This is a genomic window from Marinoscillum furvescens DSM 4134 (assembly GCF_003386095.1).
GTDB classification, from domain to species: Bacteria; Bacteroidota; Bacteroidia; order Cytophagales; family Cyclobacteriaceae; genus Marinoscillum; species Marinoscillum furvescens.
In genome coordinates this window covers 100,887-115,001 of sequence record NZ_QREG01000002.1, presented here as the reverse complement: position 1 = coordinate 115,001, position 14,115 = coordinate 100,887, and the positions used below count along the sequence as shown (strand labels likewise).

12 protein-coding genes are annotated in these 14,115 nt (G+C 45.9%); 10 read left to right on the top strand and 2 right to left on the bottom strand.

The features are described from left to right. The first annotated feature begins 6 nt into the window (after positions 1-6). Positions 7-1,224, top strand: a complete 1,218-nt coding sequence (locus tag C7460_RS03035) for an ABC transporter permease (protein WP_115866603.1) — start codon at positions 7-9, stop codon at positions 1,222-1,224. On the opposite strand, the gene C7460_RS03030 is transcribed toward C7460_RS03035, so the two are convergent. After that, positions 1,208-1,960 (bottom strand): polyprenol monophosphomannose synthase, encoded by a 753-nt coding sequence (locus tag C7460_RS03030; protein WP_115866602.1) that lies wholly within the window; start codon positions 1,958-1,960, stop codon positions 1,208-1,210. The two genes, C7460_RS03035 and C7460_RS03030, sit on opposite strands and share 17 nt — an antisense overlap. Before the next feature lie 105 nt (positions 1,961-2,065). Further along, positions 2,066-3,460 carry a type III PLP-dependent enzyme domain-containing protein gene (locus C7460_RS03025; protein WP_115866601.1) on the bottom strand — a complete coding sequence of 465 codons (1,395 nt, stop codon included), beginning with the start codon at positions 3,458-3,460 and terminating at the stop codon, positions 2,066-2,068. Positions 3,461-3,605: 145 nt separating this feature from the next. On the opposite strand from C7460_RS03025, the gene C7460_RS03020 reads away from it, so the two are divergent. From C7460_RS03020 to hisB, 9 genes are all read left to right on the top strand, one after another. Further along, positions 3,606-4,520 (top strand): dimethylarginine dimethylaminohydrolase family protein, encoded by a 915-nt coding sequence (locus C7460_RS03020; RefSeq protein WP_115866600.1) that lies wholly within the window; start codon positions 3,606-3,608, stop codon positions 4,518-4,520. Then, entirely contained in the window at positions 4,517-5,449 is a 933-nt protein-coding gene (gene ctlX / locus C7460_RS03015) for a citrulline utilization hydrolase CtlX (RefSeq protein WP_115866599.1), read from the top strand. Before C7460_RS03020 ends, ctlX begins: the two co-directional genes overlap by 4 nt. 169 nt (positions 5,450-5,618) lie before the next feature. After that, positions 5,619-7,409, top strand: coding sequence for an arginine--tRNA ligase (argS, locus tag C7460_RS03010; RefSeq protein WP_115866598.1), 1,791 nt, complete (start codon positions 5,619-5,621; stop codon positions 7,407-7,409). A 2-nt stretch (positions 7,410-7,411) separates the two neighbouring features. After that, positions 7,412-8,311 carry a 1,4-dihydroxy-2-naphthoate polyprenyltransferase gene (locus C7460_RS03005; RefSeq protein ID WP_115866597.1) on the top strand — a complete coding sequence of 300 codons (900 nt, stop codon included), beginning with the start codon at positions 7,412-7,414 and terminating at the stop codon, positions 8,309-8,311. A 72-nt stretch (positions 8,312-8,383) separates the two neighbouring features. Beyond that, positions 8,384-9,238: a universal stress protein gene (locus tag C7460_RS03000; protein WP_115866596.1), complete on the top strand. Its 855-nt coding sequence runs from the start codon at positions 8,384-8,386 to the stop codon at positions 9,236-9,238. Between the two features lie 308 nt (positions 9,239-9,546). Further along, on the top strand, positions 9,547-10,404 hold the full coding sequence (gene hisG / locus C7460_RS02995) for an ATP phosphoribosyltransferase (protein WP_115866595.1): 858 nt from the start codon (positions 9,547-9,549) through the stop codon (positions 10,402-10,404). Then, positions 10,404-11,759 (top strand): histidinol dehydrogenase, encoded by a 1,356-nt coding sequence (hisD, locus tag C7460_RS02990; protein ID WP_115866767.1) that lies wholly within the window; start codon positions 10,404-10,406, stop codon positions 11,757-11,759. The genes hisG and hisD overlap by 1 nt, the downstream gene beginning before the upstream one ends. Continuing rightward, positions 11,731-12,738: a histidinol-phosphate transaminase gene (hisC, locus tag C7460_RS02985; protein WP_317127682.1), complete on the top strand. Its 1,008-nt coding sequence runs from the start codon at positions 11,731-11,733 to the stop codon at positions 12,736-12,738. The genes hisD and hisC overlap by 29 nt, the downstream gene beginning before the upstream one ends. Before the next feature lie 47 nt (positions 12,739-12,785). Then, a complete protein-coding gene (gene hisB, locus C7460_RS02980) occupies positions 12,786-13,880 on the top strand; it encodes a bifunctional histidinol-phosphatase/imidazoleglycerol-phosphate dehydratase HisB (protein WP_115866593.1) in 1,095 nt (364 codons plus the stop codon). Positions 13,881-14,115 lie beyond the last annotated feature (235 nt).

Sequence of the window (14,115 nt, the reverse complement as noted above, 5' to 3'; positions counted from 1 at the left end):
GCATATTTGAATCTTCCGTATTTCATAGCCAAGCGAATCACAAAAAATGATGCCGGATCGTTTTCTACGGTCATCAATAAAATTGCCGTAGTAAGCATTGCTGTGGCTTTGGCAGCACTGCTGTGTACGTTTATGATCCTCCGTGGCTTTGAAGATACCATCAAGCAAAAAATTTATAGTTTTAGTGGTCACCTGATTGTCAGCAAATACACGCTTTCCACTTCATTTGAACAAACAGCCATTATAGCGGAGGATTCGCTGCTGGAAAACATCGCAGCGTTGCCAGGCGTGGATTACCTGCAGACTTATGCGTACAAGGCGGGATTGCTGAAGACCGGCGAGGAGGTGCAGGGTGTGATTGTGAAAGGGCTTGATCGGCATTTTGATACCACTGCCTTTGCTATTCACATGCGCGAAGGCTATTTTCCTCAATTTCCAGAAAAAGGATATGGTACTGAAGTGGCCATTAGTCAGAAGATTGCCAAATATCTGAGGTTGGGAGTAGGAGATGAGGTGTTGGTGTTTTTTGTGCAAGACCCGCCTCGCTGGCGAAAGCTAAAAATCACTGGGATTTACGAAACTGGTTTGGAAGACTTTGACGAGAAGGTGGTGCTTGGCGACATCAACCTCGTCCGCCGCATCAATGGCTGGGGGCAGACGACTGTAGGCGGAATAGAGGTGTTTTTGGATAATCCTGACCATATGGATGAAGCCGAAACGCTCGTTTTTGAGAATACAGGCTCTGATCTGTATGTAGACAAGGTCAGTGACAAATACGTTCAGATATTTGACTGGCTACGATTGGTAAATCGCAATGTGGTCATCTTTTTCACACTGGTCCTGTTTGTGGCTGCATTCAATATGGTGTCTATTTTGCTCATCCTCATCATGGAGCGTACGCACATGGTAGGCACCCTCAAAGCCCTGGGAGCGGCCAATCGTTTTTTGAGACGTATATTCTTTTTCAATGGCCTCAACCTGATCCTCAAAGGAATTTTTTGGGGAAACTTGTTTGGTTTGGGGTTTTGTCTTGTGCAAAAGTACCTCAAACTGATACCGCTAGATCCGGCCAACTACTACATGAATCATGTGCCTATCAACTTCGACTTGCTGGCCGTGCTGTGGATCAATTTGTTTGTAGTAGGAATTACAGCAGTGGCACTATTTATACCCCTTGGGGTGATCTCTCGCATTAAGCCTATCCGGGCTATTCGCTTTGACTAAGGCGGTAGGGCTGGTATTTTCTAAACAAGCTTCGGATTTTCATTTCCAACACCCCAAATACGGCTTCTTTAAAGATGCCTTTTGACATTTTGGAGCTGCCTTTGGCTCGTTCGGTAAAAATAATCGGAACCTCCACAATCTTAAAGCCGTGCTTCCATGCGGTAAATTTCATTTCTATCTGAAAGGCATAGCCGATAAATCGGATTTTTTCGGGATCGATGGTTTCCAGTACTTTGCGACTGTAGCATTTAAATCCTGCGGTGGTGTCCATCACTGGTATGCCCGTAACCAGGCGCACATAGATGCTCGCAAAGTAAGACATTAGCACCCGGCCCATAGGCCAGTTCACCACGTTTACTCCTTTGATATAGCGAGAACCTATAGATAAGTCCGCCCCCTGATCTACACAGGCCCGATAGAGCTGGATGAGGTCGTTGGGATTGTGCGAAAAGTCCGCATCCATTTCAAAAATATAATCGTATCCATTTTCCAGAGCAAACTGAAACCCTCGAATGTAGGCAGTGCCCAGGCCTAGTTTGCCCTCCCGTTGAATAAGGTGTAGGCGCCCTTCATATTGCTGCTGTAGTTCTTGCACAATCTGAGCGGTGCCATCAGGAGAGCCGTCATCCACAATCAACAGCTCAAATGGAACGGAAAGCCCCATTACCGCAGCAGTGATTTCGCGGATGTTTTCGCTTTCATTGTAGGTGGGTATGATTACAAGGTTTCTATGCACAGTATTCTATTGGGAAAAGACACTTCGGACTTGTGAAAATAACAGGTAGGCGTCAATTCACAAAACATTGCCGCCTACCGCAAATAAAACAAGTTTCTGTTCAGGTTAGTCTTTTGCGTACCCCAATATTTTCATCATGGCGTCACTTTTTTGCTCTTCAGCAAAAAGCTCGGACGAAAGCTGCCCATTTTCGTCTTTGCTGATGATGATGTGCTTGGGTGCAGGTATGAGACAGTGCTGTATGCCGCCATACCCGCCGAGGCTCTCCTGATAGGCTCCCGTGTGGAAAAAGCCAAAATACAGCGTTTCTTCATCGTCTATACGCGGCAAGAATACCTCTCCGATGTGGGCTTCACTATCGTAGTAGTCCTGACTATCGCATGTTAGCCCTCCGATGTTTACTCTATGGTGAGGGTTGTCCCAATGATTGACGGGGAGCATGATAAACTTTTCGTTGAGTCCCCATACGTCTGGCATATGGGTGATAAAGGAGCCATCCATCATGTACCACAGCTCCTTGTCGTTTTGTAGTTTTTGATCGAGTACTGAGTACAGTGTAGCACCACTTTCACCCACAGTAAACGAACCAAATTCCGTGACAATGTTCGGTACGGGTACGTGATTTTTCTGACAGATCCATTTGATGTTGCTGACGATTTGTTCAGCCATGTAGGAGTAGTCATACTCAAAGCCTAGTGAGTTTTTAATTGGAAATCCACCACCGATATCTACCGTATCCAGATCCGGACAGATCTTTTTTAGCTCACAGTATTTGTAGATAAACCTGCTCAGCTCGCTCCAATAGTACGCCGTGTCTTTAATGCCTGTATTGATGAAAAAGTGAAGCATTTTCAGTCGCGCTTTGGTGCCAGCGATCATTTCCTTGTAGTGTGGCACTATATCGTGGTAGCGTATACCCAGTCTGGAGGTATAAAAAGCAAAGTTTGGCTCCTCATCTGCAGCTATGCGAATGCCTACTTTGAAATCTTTTTTTACGTTTTCGTGGTAATACTGCAGCTCGTTGAGGTTATCGAGTACAGGAATTGTATTGTTAAACCCATCGTTGATCAGATCGGCGATGTATTGGACATAGAGCGGTCGCTTGTAGCCATTGCAAACGACCATTTTGTTTTTATCTATCAGCCCCGATGCATGCAAATGTCGGACGATAGGAATGTCGTAGGCTGATGACGTTTCTATATGGATGTCGTTTTTCAGTGCTTCGGCCAGTACAAACTGAAAATGCGATGACTTGGTACAGTAGCAGTACGTGTAGCTGCCTTCGTAATTGTGCTTTTTGATGGCATCACCAAATATCTGCTTGGCAAACTGAATGTTCTCACTGATCTTAGGTAGATAGGTGAGCTTAAGAGGGGTGCCATACTGACGGATAATTTCCATCAGGTCTACATCATGAAATTTGAGCTGGTCATTCTCCACACGAAACTCTTTCGTTGGAAAATAGAAGGTTTGTTCTATAAGGTCTGAGTAACTCTTCATCGATTCCGAATCACACTGTTGTAAAAGCCGCAATGTTCACAAAAAAAAGACAAATGCAAGTGATAGTTGGTTTAATATTTTGAGGCTTATAAATATTGAAATGATCGCGTACTTTTGCGCTCTGATTTTTAACCCAAATTACCCCATGATTAAGCTCAATATAAAAGACGAGATGTCTCCGCTGGAAGCTGTAGTGCTCGGTACGGCCAAAAGCTGCGGAGGTACGCCAAAACTCGAGGAGGCTTACGATCCGAAATCGGCAGAACACATCAAAGCAGGGACTTACCCTAAGGAAGAAGATATGGTCCAGGAGATGGAGGCTTTCAATGCTGTGTTTGAAAAACACGGTGTGACCGTCTACCGCCCTGAACTGATGACCGATATCAATCAGATTTTCACGCGTGATATTGCATTTGTGATTGAGGATTACCTGTTCAAATCCAATATCCTGCCAGACAGGGTGCCCGAGCTGGAAGCTATTGGTTATATTCTAGAGAAGATCGCTCCAGGCAAAGTGATTACCCCGCCGGAGGAGGTTCACATAGAAGGTGGAGATGTGATGATACATGGTGAACACATCTTTATCGGCACTTACAAAGGCGAAGATTACCCAGATTACATCACCGCCCGCACCAACCTCGAAGGGGTGCAGTTCCTCAAAGAGTTTTTTCCGAATAAAATCGTCAAAGAGTTTGATCTGGCTAAATCCAATACAGTGGCAGAAGACAATGCTCTGCACCTTGATTGTTGTTTTCAGCCTGTAGGTGAGGGCAAAGCCATCATTCATAGGGAAGGATTCCGACAAGAAAAGGACTATCAGTACCTGGTGGAGCTGTTTGGTGAAGAGAACCTTTTTCATATCACCAAGCACGAGATGTACGACATGATGAGCAATATTTTCAGCATTGCACCAGATGTAGTGGTGAGCGAGCGAAACTTTACGCGTCTAAATGACTGGCTGAGGTCTCAGGGAATCACCGTGGAGGAAATACCCTATGCGGAAATCGCCAAACAGGAAGGCCTGTTGAGATGTTCTACTTTACCACTGAGAAGAAAATGAAACAAATCACTGATACCCTGATGATGATCCGTCCGGTGGCGTTTCACCGCAACGAGCAGACGGCAGTCAACAACTATTACCAAAAAACAATGGAAGGGCTTTCTCAAGAGCAAATTCAAGGGCAGGCACTATATGAATTTGATGAGTTTGTGCGCAAGCTCAGAGCCGAAGGTGTGGAGGTGCTGGTGTTTGACGATACACGCCAGCCGGCTACTCCAGATTCTATTTTTCCTAACAACTGGGTGAGCTTTCACGAAGATGGCCGCCTCATGCTGTATCCGATGTTTGCCGAAAACCGACGGCTGGAGCGTCGTGATGACCTAATAGAGGCTATCAAAAGCCACAGAAAGGTGGGAGGAGTGGCTAGTTTCACCGAATGGGAAAATCACGGAAAGTACCTCGAAGGCACCGGAAGTTTAATCCTGGACAGGCAAAACAAAATAGCCTATGCGGCTATCTCAGAGCGTACCAATCCTGAAGTACTTACAGATTTCAAAAAGCGTACTGGATACGATGTGGTGGCTTTTACGGCAAACCAAACCGTAAATGGTGAGCGACTACCTATCTATCATACCAATGTGATGATGTGTCTGGGTGAGGAGTTTGCGCTGGTTTGTGCGCAGAGTATTGATGATGAGCTGGAGAAAAAACGCCTCATACATAGCTTTGAGACCACCGGCAAAGAAGTGATTTTCATTACGGAGGAGCAAAAGGAACGATTTGCCGGGAATATGCTACAGGTAGCTGGCAAGGATGGTAATAAGCTGGTGGTTATGTCTGAGTCTGCCTATAAGTCTCTTAATGAAGATCAGAAATCACAGCTTTCCAAACATGGGAAACTGCTCTACAGCTCACTAGATACGATCGAAGCCCTGGGAGGTGGTAGTGCGCGCTGTATGATGGCAGAAGTCTTTTTGCCAAAGAAATAACTGGATTTAGGAGTCCTGATTGTGAGGAGTTGGGATCCAAAAGGGGCGGTTGCCAGATTGGAAGGAATAAAAATGCCGCGCTATTTTCACAAAAAAGGAAAATTCGCTGGTTAAGTCCGATTGAAAAGAGATTTTTGTGGACTAATTCCGAAAAGCGAACAAAATTTTCATGAGTACCATAGATTCAGCCTTAAAAACCGAGATTGTCAAAGCCTTTCAACAGCTGTTTGATTTTGAACTTTCGGTAGATAGTTTTTCCCTACAGCCTACGCGCAAAGAGTTTGAAGGGACACACACGTTGGTGGTATTTCCTTACCTGAAACAAACCAGAAAAAGCCCTGAGGAGTCGGGTAAAATGATTGGAGAATACCTCAAAGAATCTTCTGATCTGGTGGCCGACTACAATGTAGTGAAGGGCTTTCTCAACCTGTCGGTAGCCGAGTCAGCGTGGATTGGCGTGCTGAATGAGATAGCTCAGAACGAAAATTTTGGAGACTTTCCAGCACGAGGACAAAAAGTGATGGTGGAGTTTAGCTCTCCCAATACGAATAAGCCATTGCACCTGGGGCACCTGAGAAACAACTTTCTGGGAGATGCCGTGTCGCGCATTTTGGAGGCCAACGGATTCGAGGTGATGAAGGTCAACCTGGTCAATGACCGGGGGATTCATATTTGCAAATCCATGCTGGCCTATCAGCTTTTTGGAGCGGGCGAAACGCCCGAATCATCAGGCGTGAAAGGTGATCACCTCATAGGGAAGTATTACGTGCGGTTCGATCAGGAATATAAGCGAGAAATTGAAGGCCTGGTGCATCAGGGCATGGAGGCAGAAGAAGCCAAAAAACAGGCTCCCCTCATGCTGCAGGCCCAGGAGATGCTCAAAAAGTGGGAAGACGGTGATGAAGAAGTGGTCGCTCTTTGGAAAAAAATGAACGGCTGGGTGTTTGATGGATTCGATGCCAGCTACCAAACCATGGGCATCGATTTTGATAAAATCTATTACGAGTCCGATACCTATCTGCTGGGCAAAGACATCATCGAAGAAGGACTGGGTAGTGAGGTGTTTTTCAAAAAAGAAGACGGCTCTGTATGGGTAGATCTCACCAAAGAGAAGCTGGACGAAAAACTGGTGCTCCGTGGTGATGGTACGTCGGTTTACATCACTCAGGATATGGGTACTTGCGACTTGAAGCATCAGGATTTTCCTTTCGAAAAGTCCGTGTATGTGGTGGGCAATGAGCAGGATTACCACTTCAAGGTGCTTTTTTCTATCATGAAAAAACTTGGTAGAGACTATGCTGATGGGCTTTATCACCTTTCTTATGGCATGGTAGACCTGCCATCCGGCAAAATGAAATCGCGTGAAGGAACTGTGGTAGATGCAGATGACCTGATGCAGGAGATGTTTGATACTGCCGAAAAGCAAACGCGCGAGCTGGGTAAAATCGAAGGGCTGACAGAAGATGAGGCTCAGGAGCTGTATCGTACTCTAGGTTTGGGGGCACTCAAGTACTTCTTATTGAAAGTGGATCCGAAAAAGCGCATGCTTTTTAACCCGCAGGAGTCTATCGAGTTTCAGGGTAACACGGGACCGTTTATACAATACACCCACGCACGGATTTCGGCGATCTTGCGTAGAGCAAAAGGCCTTGACGTGAGTACAAAATTTGACCCTGCTAAAATCACCTCACTGCTGCCGAAAGAGCTAGAGCTTATTCATAAGCTGACCGAATACACCAAAACAGTGGACCTGGCTGCCGAGGAGTACTCTCCAGCGCTGATAGCACAGTATGTCTATGAGTTGGCCAAAACTTACAATGGCTTCTATCAGGATGTACCTATCTTCAACGAAGACAACAAAGAAGCGGTGAAGTTTAGAGTTGCTCTTTCACAGTCGGTAGCGCGTCTCATTCGCAAAAGCATGCTGTTGCTCGGAATACATGTCCCTGAAAGAATGTAAGCATGGAGTTAAAAGCTTGGATTCAGGCCTTTAGGCTGCGCACGCTTCCTCTGGCATTTTCTTCAATTTTTTTGGGGAGCTTCCTGGCTTCTAGTCAGGGTATGTTTGATGGTGTCATACTGGCCTGGAGCCTGATCACGACATTATTTCTGCAGGTGCTTTCCAATCTGGCCAATGACTATGGTGATGCCACCTCAGGTGTAGATGGAGACCAGCGCACCGGACCGAAGCGTACGGTTTCAGCGGGTCTTATTTCCAAAAAGGCAATGAAACGAGCGCTAATTGTGTTTTCGGTTTTGTCATTAGCATCAGGATTTTACCTTACGTTTTTGGCCTTTGGTGACCAGTGGGCACAGGTGAGTGTTTTTGTGGTGTTGGGTATAGCTGCAGTAGCTGCGGCCATTAAGTACACGGTAGGCAAAAACCCATATGGCTATGCAGGATTTGGAGATTTTTTTGTTTTGTTGTTTTTTGGTTTTGTGGGCGTAGGAGGGAGCTATTACCTCTATACCCACGCACTGGATTGGGCAGTGCTTTTGCCTGCAGCATCTTGCGGATTATTGGCTGTAGGTGTGCTCAATGTCAACAATATCCGTGATATCGAATCGGATCAACTGTCTGGGAAATACAGCATTCCTGTGCGAATTGGGCGAGCAGCGGCTGTTTGGTATCAGTGGTTGCTTCTGGCGCTGGCGGTTGTCTGTATGGTGGTGTTTTTTATGATCCAGCGTGCGAGTTGGGAGTCCTATGTGTTTTTGCTGTGTTTGCCACTATTAGGGCGCAATGCCTGGGCAGTAAAAACCAAAACCACTTCTAATGAGTTAGATCCATACCTGAAGCAGCTTGCACTTACTACGCTTCTCTTTGTGCTGTTAGTAGGTCTGGGCTTGTATTTGGGATAATTTTTACGTGGCGTTTTTGATCCCGCTTTTGCTTATATTAGGATCACACAAAACCAAAATTTAACTCGTATCATGAATCGTATCCTCGTACCTTACGACTTTTCTGAGGTGGCACACCATGCCCTCAACTTCGCGTCAGACATTGCACAAAAACTCTCCGGCACCAAAATCACCGTTTTCAACGTGATCGAACAGCCCGGCCCGGAGACATTTAAAACCATGGGCGTGACCAATCCGGACCCCATGGAAAACCTGTATATCAAGAAAATGATCGATACGGTGGAGGCTAAGATGAATGACCTCATGTCGGACCCCACCTACAAATCCATAGACCTGAGCTACAAAATTGTTTTAGGAAACCCCTTCAAAGAACTTGCTCAGGAGATCGATACAGAAAAGATCGAGCTTGTAGTGATGGGTACCTCAGGGGCATCAGGTGCTGAAGAGTTTTTCGTAGGCTCCAATGCCGAGCGCATGGTTCGCTATGCCAAATGCCCGGTGATCACCTTGAATGGTCCGGCCAGTACCGACGGTATCAATGACATTGTAATGGCTTCAAACTTTCAAGAAGTGCCTAAGGGGTTTGTAGACAAGGTGAAAGCGTTGCAGCAGGTTTTCGGTGCTAAACTGCGACTGGTAAAAATCAATACACCTGCAAGTTTTACCTCTACCCGTCATGACCGTAAGCAGATGGAAGCTTTTATTGAAGAGTTTGGTATACAAAACTGTACTTACGAGAGCTACAACTACTCCAATGAAGAAGATGGCGTGATTGCCTATGCCGAAGATATATCCGCAGATATGATTGCTATCGGTACACGCCAACGAAGAGGCATTGGACACTTCCTGGCGGGAAGCATCGCCGAAGATGTGGTAAACCATGCCAAGCGGCCAGTCTGGACTTACGGGCTAGAAGAGGAGGAATAAATACTAAACATCAAAAATCTCGGAATTTTCTCCGGGATTTTTCATTTTCTAGTACGTATGACGAACAAACAGTATGAAGGATGCTGTCACTGCAAAAGATTGTTCTATTCAATTAAGATTTCTTTTACTGTAAGGTTGACATTATAAAGTTTTCGGTTTTACATTTGTCGCGAAGATTCAAACATATGAAACTAGCACTGCATCATCATCTACATCATCATTGCTCTTAAGCACAAGCCCTCCCCGGGACACGAGCATATTGCACGCTATAGTTCATATTACACTCTTACTTTACTCATTTTCCTTTTATGTCAAATCTCAAAGTAGCCGTACAGAAATCAGGCAGACTAAGCGAAGACTCATTGAAGCTCTTCAAAGAATGTGGTATTAAGTTTAACAATGGAGCCAAAAAGCTCAAAGCTCAATCCTCCAATTTCCCAATCGAATTTCTCTTTCTTCGGGATGACGATATCCCCGGGTATGTAGAAGACGGCATAGCCGATATCGGTATAGTGGGGCAAAACGTGCAGGATGAGTACCAAAAAGAAGTGGACGTAGTGAAGCATCTGGGCTTTTCTAAGTGCCGCCTTTCGTTGGCTGTGCCTCGTGAGGTGGATTACTCAGGCATTCAGTACTTCGAAGGTAAAAACCTGGCCACTTCATATCCCACCATTCTAAAGAATTACCTCAAGGATCAAGGAGTAAATGCAGAAGTGCACATGATCAGTGGATCAGTGGAGATTGCACCTGGCATTGGTTTGGCCGAAGGTATCTGCGATATCGTAAGCTCAGGCAGTACATTGCTCAGCAATGGCCTCAAAGAGGTAGAAACCGTCATGAAGTCGGAGGCAGTGATGGTGGCCTACAAGCAAATGAGTGATGACAAGAAGGCATTGCTCGATCAGCTGATTTTCCGAATCAATTCGGTGCTGGAAGGTAAAAACAATAAATATGTACTGCTCAACGCGCCCAATGCGTCTTTAGATAGAATCATTGACCTCTTACCTGGTATGCGCAGCCCTACAGTGCTTCCTTTGGCTCAAGAGGGGTGGAGCAGCATTCATTCGGTGATCAACGAAGATGATTTCTGGGGCAATATTGAAAAACTACGTGAGGCAGGAGCAGAAGGTATTCTGGTGGTGCCTATCGAAAAAATGATTCAATGATTAAAATATACGAAAACCCAGCATCCAACGAGCTGGCGCAAATCTTACAGCGGCCTTCGTATGACTTTTCAAAAATTGAAAAGATCGTGAAGCCAATATTGGAAAAGGTGCAGCGTGGTGGTGATAAGGCGTTGCGTAAACTGGCACTGGAGTATGATCATGTGGAGCTGGATGATCTTTGGGTTACAGAAGAGGAGTTTGAAGCCGCAAGTGGTCAGGTGCAGGATACGCTCAAAGAGTCCATTCAGATCGCCTACCAAAACATCAGGAAGTTTCATGAGGCTCAGCTTCAGGCACCTACCGTGATGGAGGTAATGCCCGGTGTGACGTGTAGCCGCAGACAAGTGCCTATCGAAAAGGTGGGGCTGTATGTGCCTGGCGGATCGGCACCTTTATTCTCCACTGTTCTGATGTTGGCCGTGCCTGCACAGATAGCCGGATGTCACGAAGTGATCATCTCTTCACCTACCAATAGGCTGGGGCAAATCAACCCAGTGGTATTGTACACGGCACAGCTAGTGGGCGTAAAGCGTGTGCTCAAACTGGGCGGTGCGCAGGCCATAGCTGCGATGGGGTACGGTACAGACACGGTACCCAAAGTGGATAAGATTTTTGGTCCGGGTAATCAGTACGTTACCGTAGCTAAGCAAATGCTGGCCAAGCAGGATGTAGCCATCGATATGCCGGCTGGCCCATCGGAGGTAATGGTGGTGGTAGACAAAAACTCCAACGCCGCTTATGCTGCTTCAGACCTGTTGGCACAAGCAGAGCATGGTCCTGATAGCCAGGTGGTACTGGTGTCTACCAGCAAAAAGAAGGCTGAAGAAGTGAATGCCGAAGTGGAGGCTCAGCTTTCGAAGTTAAGTAGGAAGAAAATCGCCGAAAAGGCTTTGGGAGAAAGCTCCATAATAGTTGTTGAGGGCAGAAAAGAAGTATTGAACATCATCAATAGTTATGGCCCTGAACACCTCATCATCAGCACAGAAAAGGCTGAGAAACTGGCAGAAAAAGTGATTAGTGCTGGATCTGTGTTTGTGGGAGAGTACACACCAGAATCTGCCGGCGATTATGCCTCTGGTACCAACCACACACTGCCCACCAATGGATGGGCCAAATCCTATAGCGGAGTGTCAGTGGATAGTTTTGTAAAAAACATAACCTACCAGCGCATCACACAGGAAGGACTGATGCTTTTAGGTCCTACTGTGGAGCGTATGGCTGAAGCCGAGCTGCTAGACGGTCACAAGAATGCGGTAACTGTTAGACTAAATAAAATTCGGGAAGATGGAATCTCTGGAAAACTTAGTAAGGAGTCACCTGAGGACGGTGAAAGCATACTCTTCCGCAAGGGATGAGTTTGAAGGAGAGGCAGAAGTCTTTCTGGATGCCAATGAAAATGCGTTGGGCTCGGCCGCTTCAGGACACTTTAACAGATATCCAGACCCGCACCACAAAGCCTTAAAGGAGCGGTGGAGTGCACTCAAAGGGGTAGGCCAGGAGCGTATATTTTTTGGCAATGGTAGTGATGAACCCATCGATTTATTGATTCGCCTTTTTTGCGAACCAGGCAAAGATTACATCATTACTTTGCCACCCACCTATGGGATGTACAAAGTGAGTGCGTCCATCAATGCCGTGGAGAATAAGCTGGTGCCACTCACGCCAGATTTTGAGCTGGACATGCCTGCACTTACTTCTGCATGGGATGAGCACGCTAAGCTGCTGTTTCTCTGTTCTCCGAACAACCCCAGTGGGAACTTGCTCAGGCGACAAGATATGCATGAGCTGATCAAATCATTTCCAGGAATAGTGGTGGTAGATGAAGCGTATATTGATTTTTCGCCCGAAGCTAGCTGGATCGATGAATTGGAAAAGTACCCCAACCTGGTGGTACTACAGACGCTGAGTAAGGCGTGGGGAATGGCAGGTATCCGTGTGGGGGTAGCTATGGGCGATCCTTATGTGATAGCCATGTTGGAAAAAATCAAACCTCCTTATAATCTGAGTCTTGCCAATCAGCAGCTCGCACTGGAGGCCATGGCCAATCACGAAAAGCAAAAAAATCATGTACAGACCCTGCTCGCCGAGCGCGAAAAACTAATCCACGCATTGGAGGGTGTAGAGCAGGTGCGAAAGATCGTACCAAGTGCAGCAAATTTTCTATTGGTGGAATTTGATCGTGCGGATGAGCTGTTTCATTTCATGATAGAGCGCGGGGTGATTGTGCGAAATCGTACGCGTGAGCTGCACTGCGAAGGCTGTCTGCGTGTAACAGTAGGTACTTCAGCAGAAAACCAACGTTTCTTGACATTAGTCAATGATTTTTACGCTTAGTAAACGCTAGAAAAGAACTTTTAGATACTTAAACCATAAGAAATAGCATGCGTCCAGTTTTATTCATAGATAGAGATGGTACTATCAATCATGAGACAGAAGATGAGCAGATAGACCACATTGACAAAGTAAGTTTTTTGGCTGATGTGTTTTTCTACCTGAGAAAAATACAGGCAGAGAGCAATTATGTGCTGGCTATGGTTACCAACCAGGATGGGCTGGGTACCGATTCGTTTCCTGAAGATACCTTTTGGCCAGTGCACAACCTGATCATGCGCACCCTCGAAAGCCAGGGCATCAAGTTTGATACGGTGCACATCGATGAGCATTTTCCTGCAGACAACCACCCCAACCGCAAGCCGGGTACTGGTATGCTTACTGAGTACCTAAAGGGAGATTATGACCTGAAAAACAGCTTTGTGCTGGGAGATCGCACTACAGATGTTCAGCTTGCCAGAAATATTGGATGCCAGGCTATCCATATTGCTGATGAAGCAGTGACTGATGCGGAGCTCACCACCAGCAGTTGGAAAGAAATCTATGAATACCTAATCCTGAAGCCACGAAAAGCTGCTGTGAAGCGTACTACCAAAGAGACGGATATCGACATAGAAGTGAACCTGGATGGTGCCGGCAAAACGGACATAGCTACCGGGCTTGGGTTCTTTGACCACATGCTGGATCAGCTGGGCAAACACGGTGGAATCGACCTCACGGTAAAAGTGAAAGGTGACTTGCACATAGATGAGCACCATACCATCGAAGATACAGCACTGGCCCTGGGCGAGTGCTTTTTAAAGGCGTTGGGAGATAAGAAAGGCATCAATCGTTATGGCTTTTTGTTGCCGATGGACGATGTACTCGCACAGGTGGCAATCGATTTTGGCGGTAGACCTTGGATGGTATGGGATGCAGAATTCAAAAGAGAAAAAATAGGAGAGATGCCAACTGAAATGTTCATGCATTTTTTCAAGTCCTTTTCAGATACTTCCAAAAGCAATCTGAACATCATGGCGGAAGGGGACAATGAGCATCATAAGATAGAGGGCATCTTCAAAGCCTGGGCCAAGGCCATCAAAATGGCTGTAAAGCGCAACCCTGAGGAGATGAGCAGTCTGCCAAGTACAAAGGGTGTCTTGTAGGCACATACCTTTTAATGATAAGTAACATAAAACCCGCTTCGTGCGGGTTTTTTTGTGCGCTATCATCTGTAGGTCATTAGCGGTGTGTAAGATTTTTATTATGATTAAATGCAATATAGTTGCATTAAAATAATTGATTTGTTAAATATGCAACACTGTTGCAATAGTAAGGTGAAGCCAATTACCTTTTACAAGTGTTGGCATACATTTTAATTCAAATCAATTATGAAAACCA

What these genes read in the sequence shown, in the direction of transcription:
- hisB (WP_115866593.1), top strand. Translation starts at nt 12,786, where the DNA reads ATGCGTCCAGTTTTATTCATAGATAGAGATGGTACTATCAATCATGAG.
- C7460_RS03005 (WP_115866597.1), top strand. Translation starts at nt 7,412, where the DNA reads ATGGAGTTAAAAGCTTGGATTCAGGCCTTTAGGCTGCGCACGCTTCCT.
- C7460_RS03000 (WP_115866596.1), top strand. Translation starts at nt 8,384, where the DNA reads ATGAATCGTATCCTCGTACCTTACGACTTTTCTGAGGTGGCACACCAT.
- argS (WP_115866598.1), top strand. Translation starts at nt 5,619, where the DNA reads ATGAGTACCATAGATTCAGCCTTAAAAACCGAGATTGTCAAAGCCTTT.
- C7460_RS03020 (WP_115866600.1), top strand. Translation starts at nt 3,606, where the DNA reads ATGATTAAGCTCAATATAAAAGACGAGATGTCTCCGCTGGAAGCTGTA.
- C7460_RS03025 (WP_115866601.1), bottom strand. Translation starts at nt 3,460, where the DNA reads ATGAAGAGTTACTCAGACCTTATAGAACAAACCTTCTATTTTCCAACG.
- ctlX (WP_115866599.1), top strand. Translation starts at nt 4,517, where the DNA reads ATGAAACAAATCACTGATACCCTGATGATGATCCGTCCGGTGGCGTTT.
- hisG (WP_115866595.1), top strand. Translation starts at nt 9,547, where the DNA reads ATGTCAAATCTCAAAGTAGCCGTACAGAAATCAGGCAGACTAAGCGAA.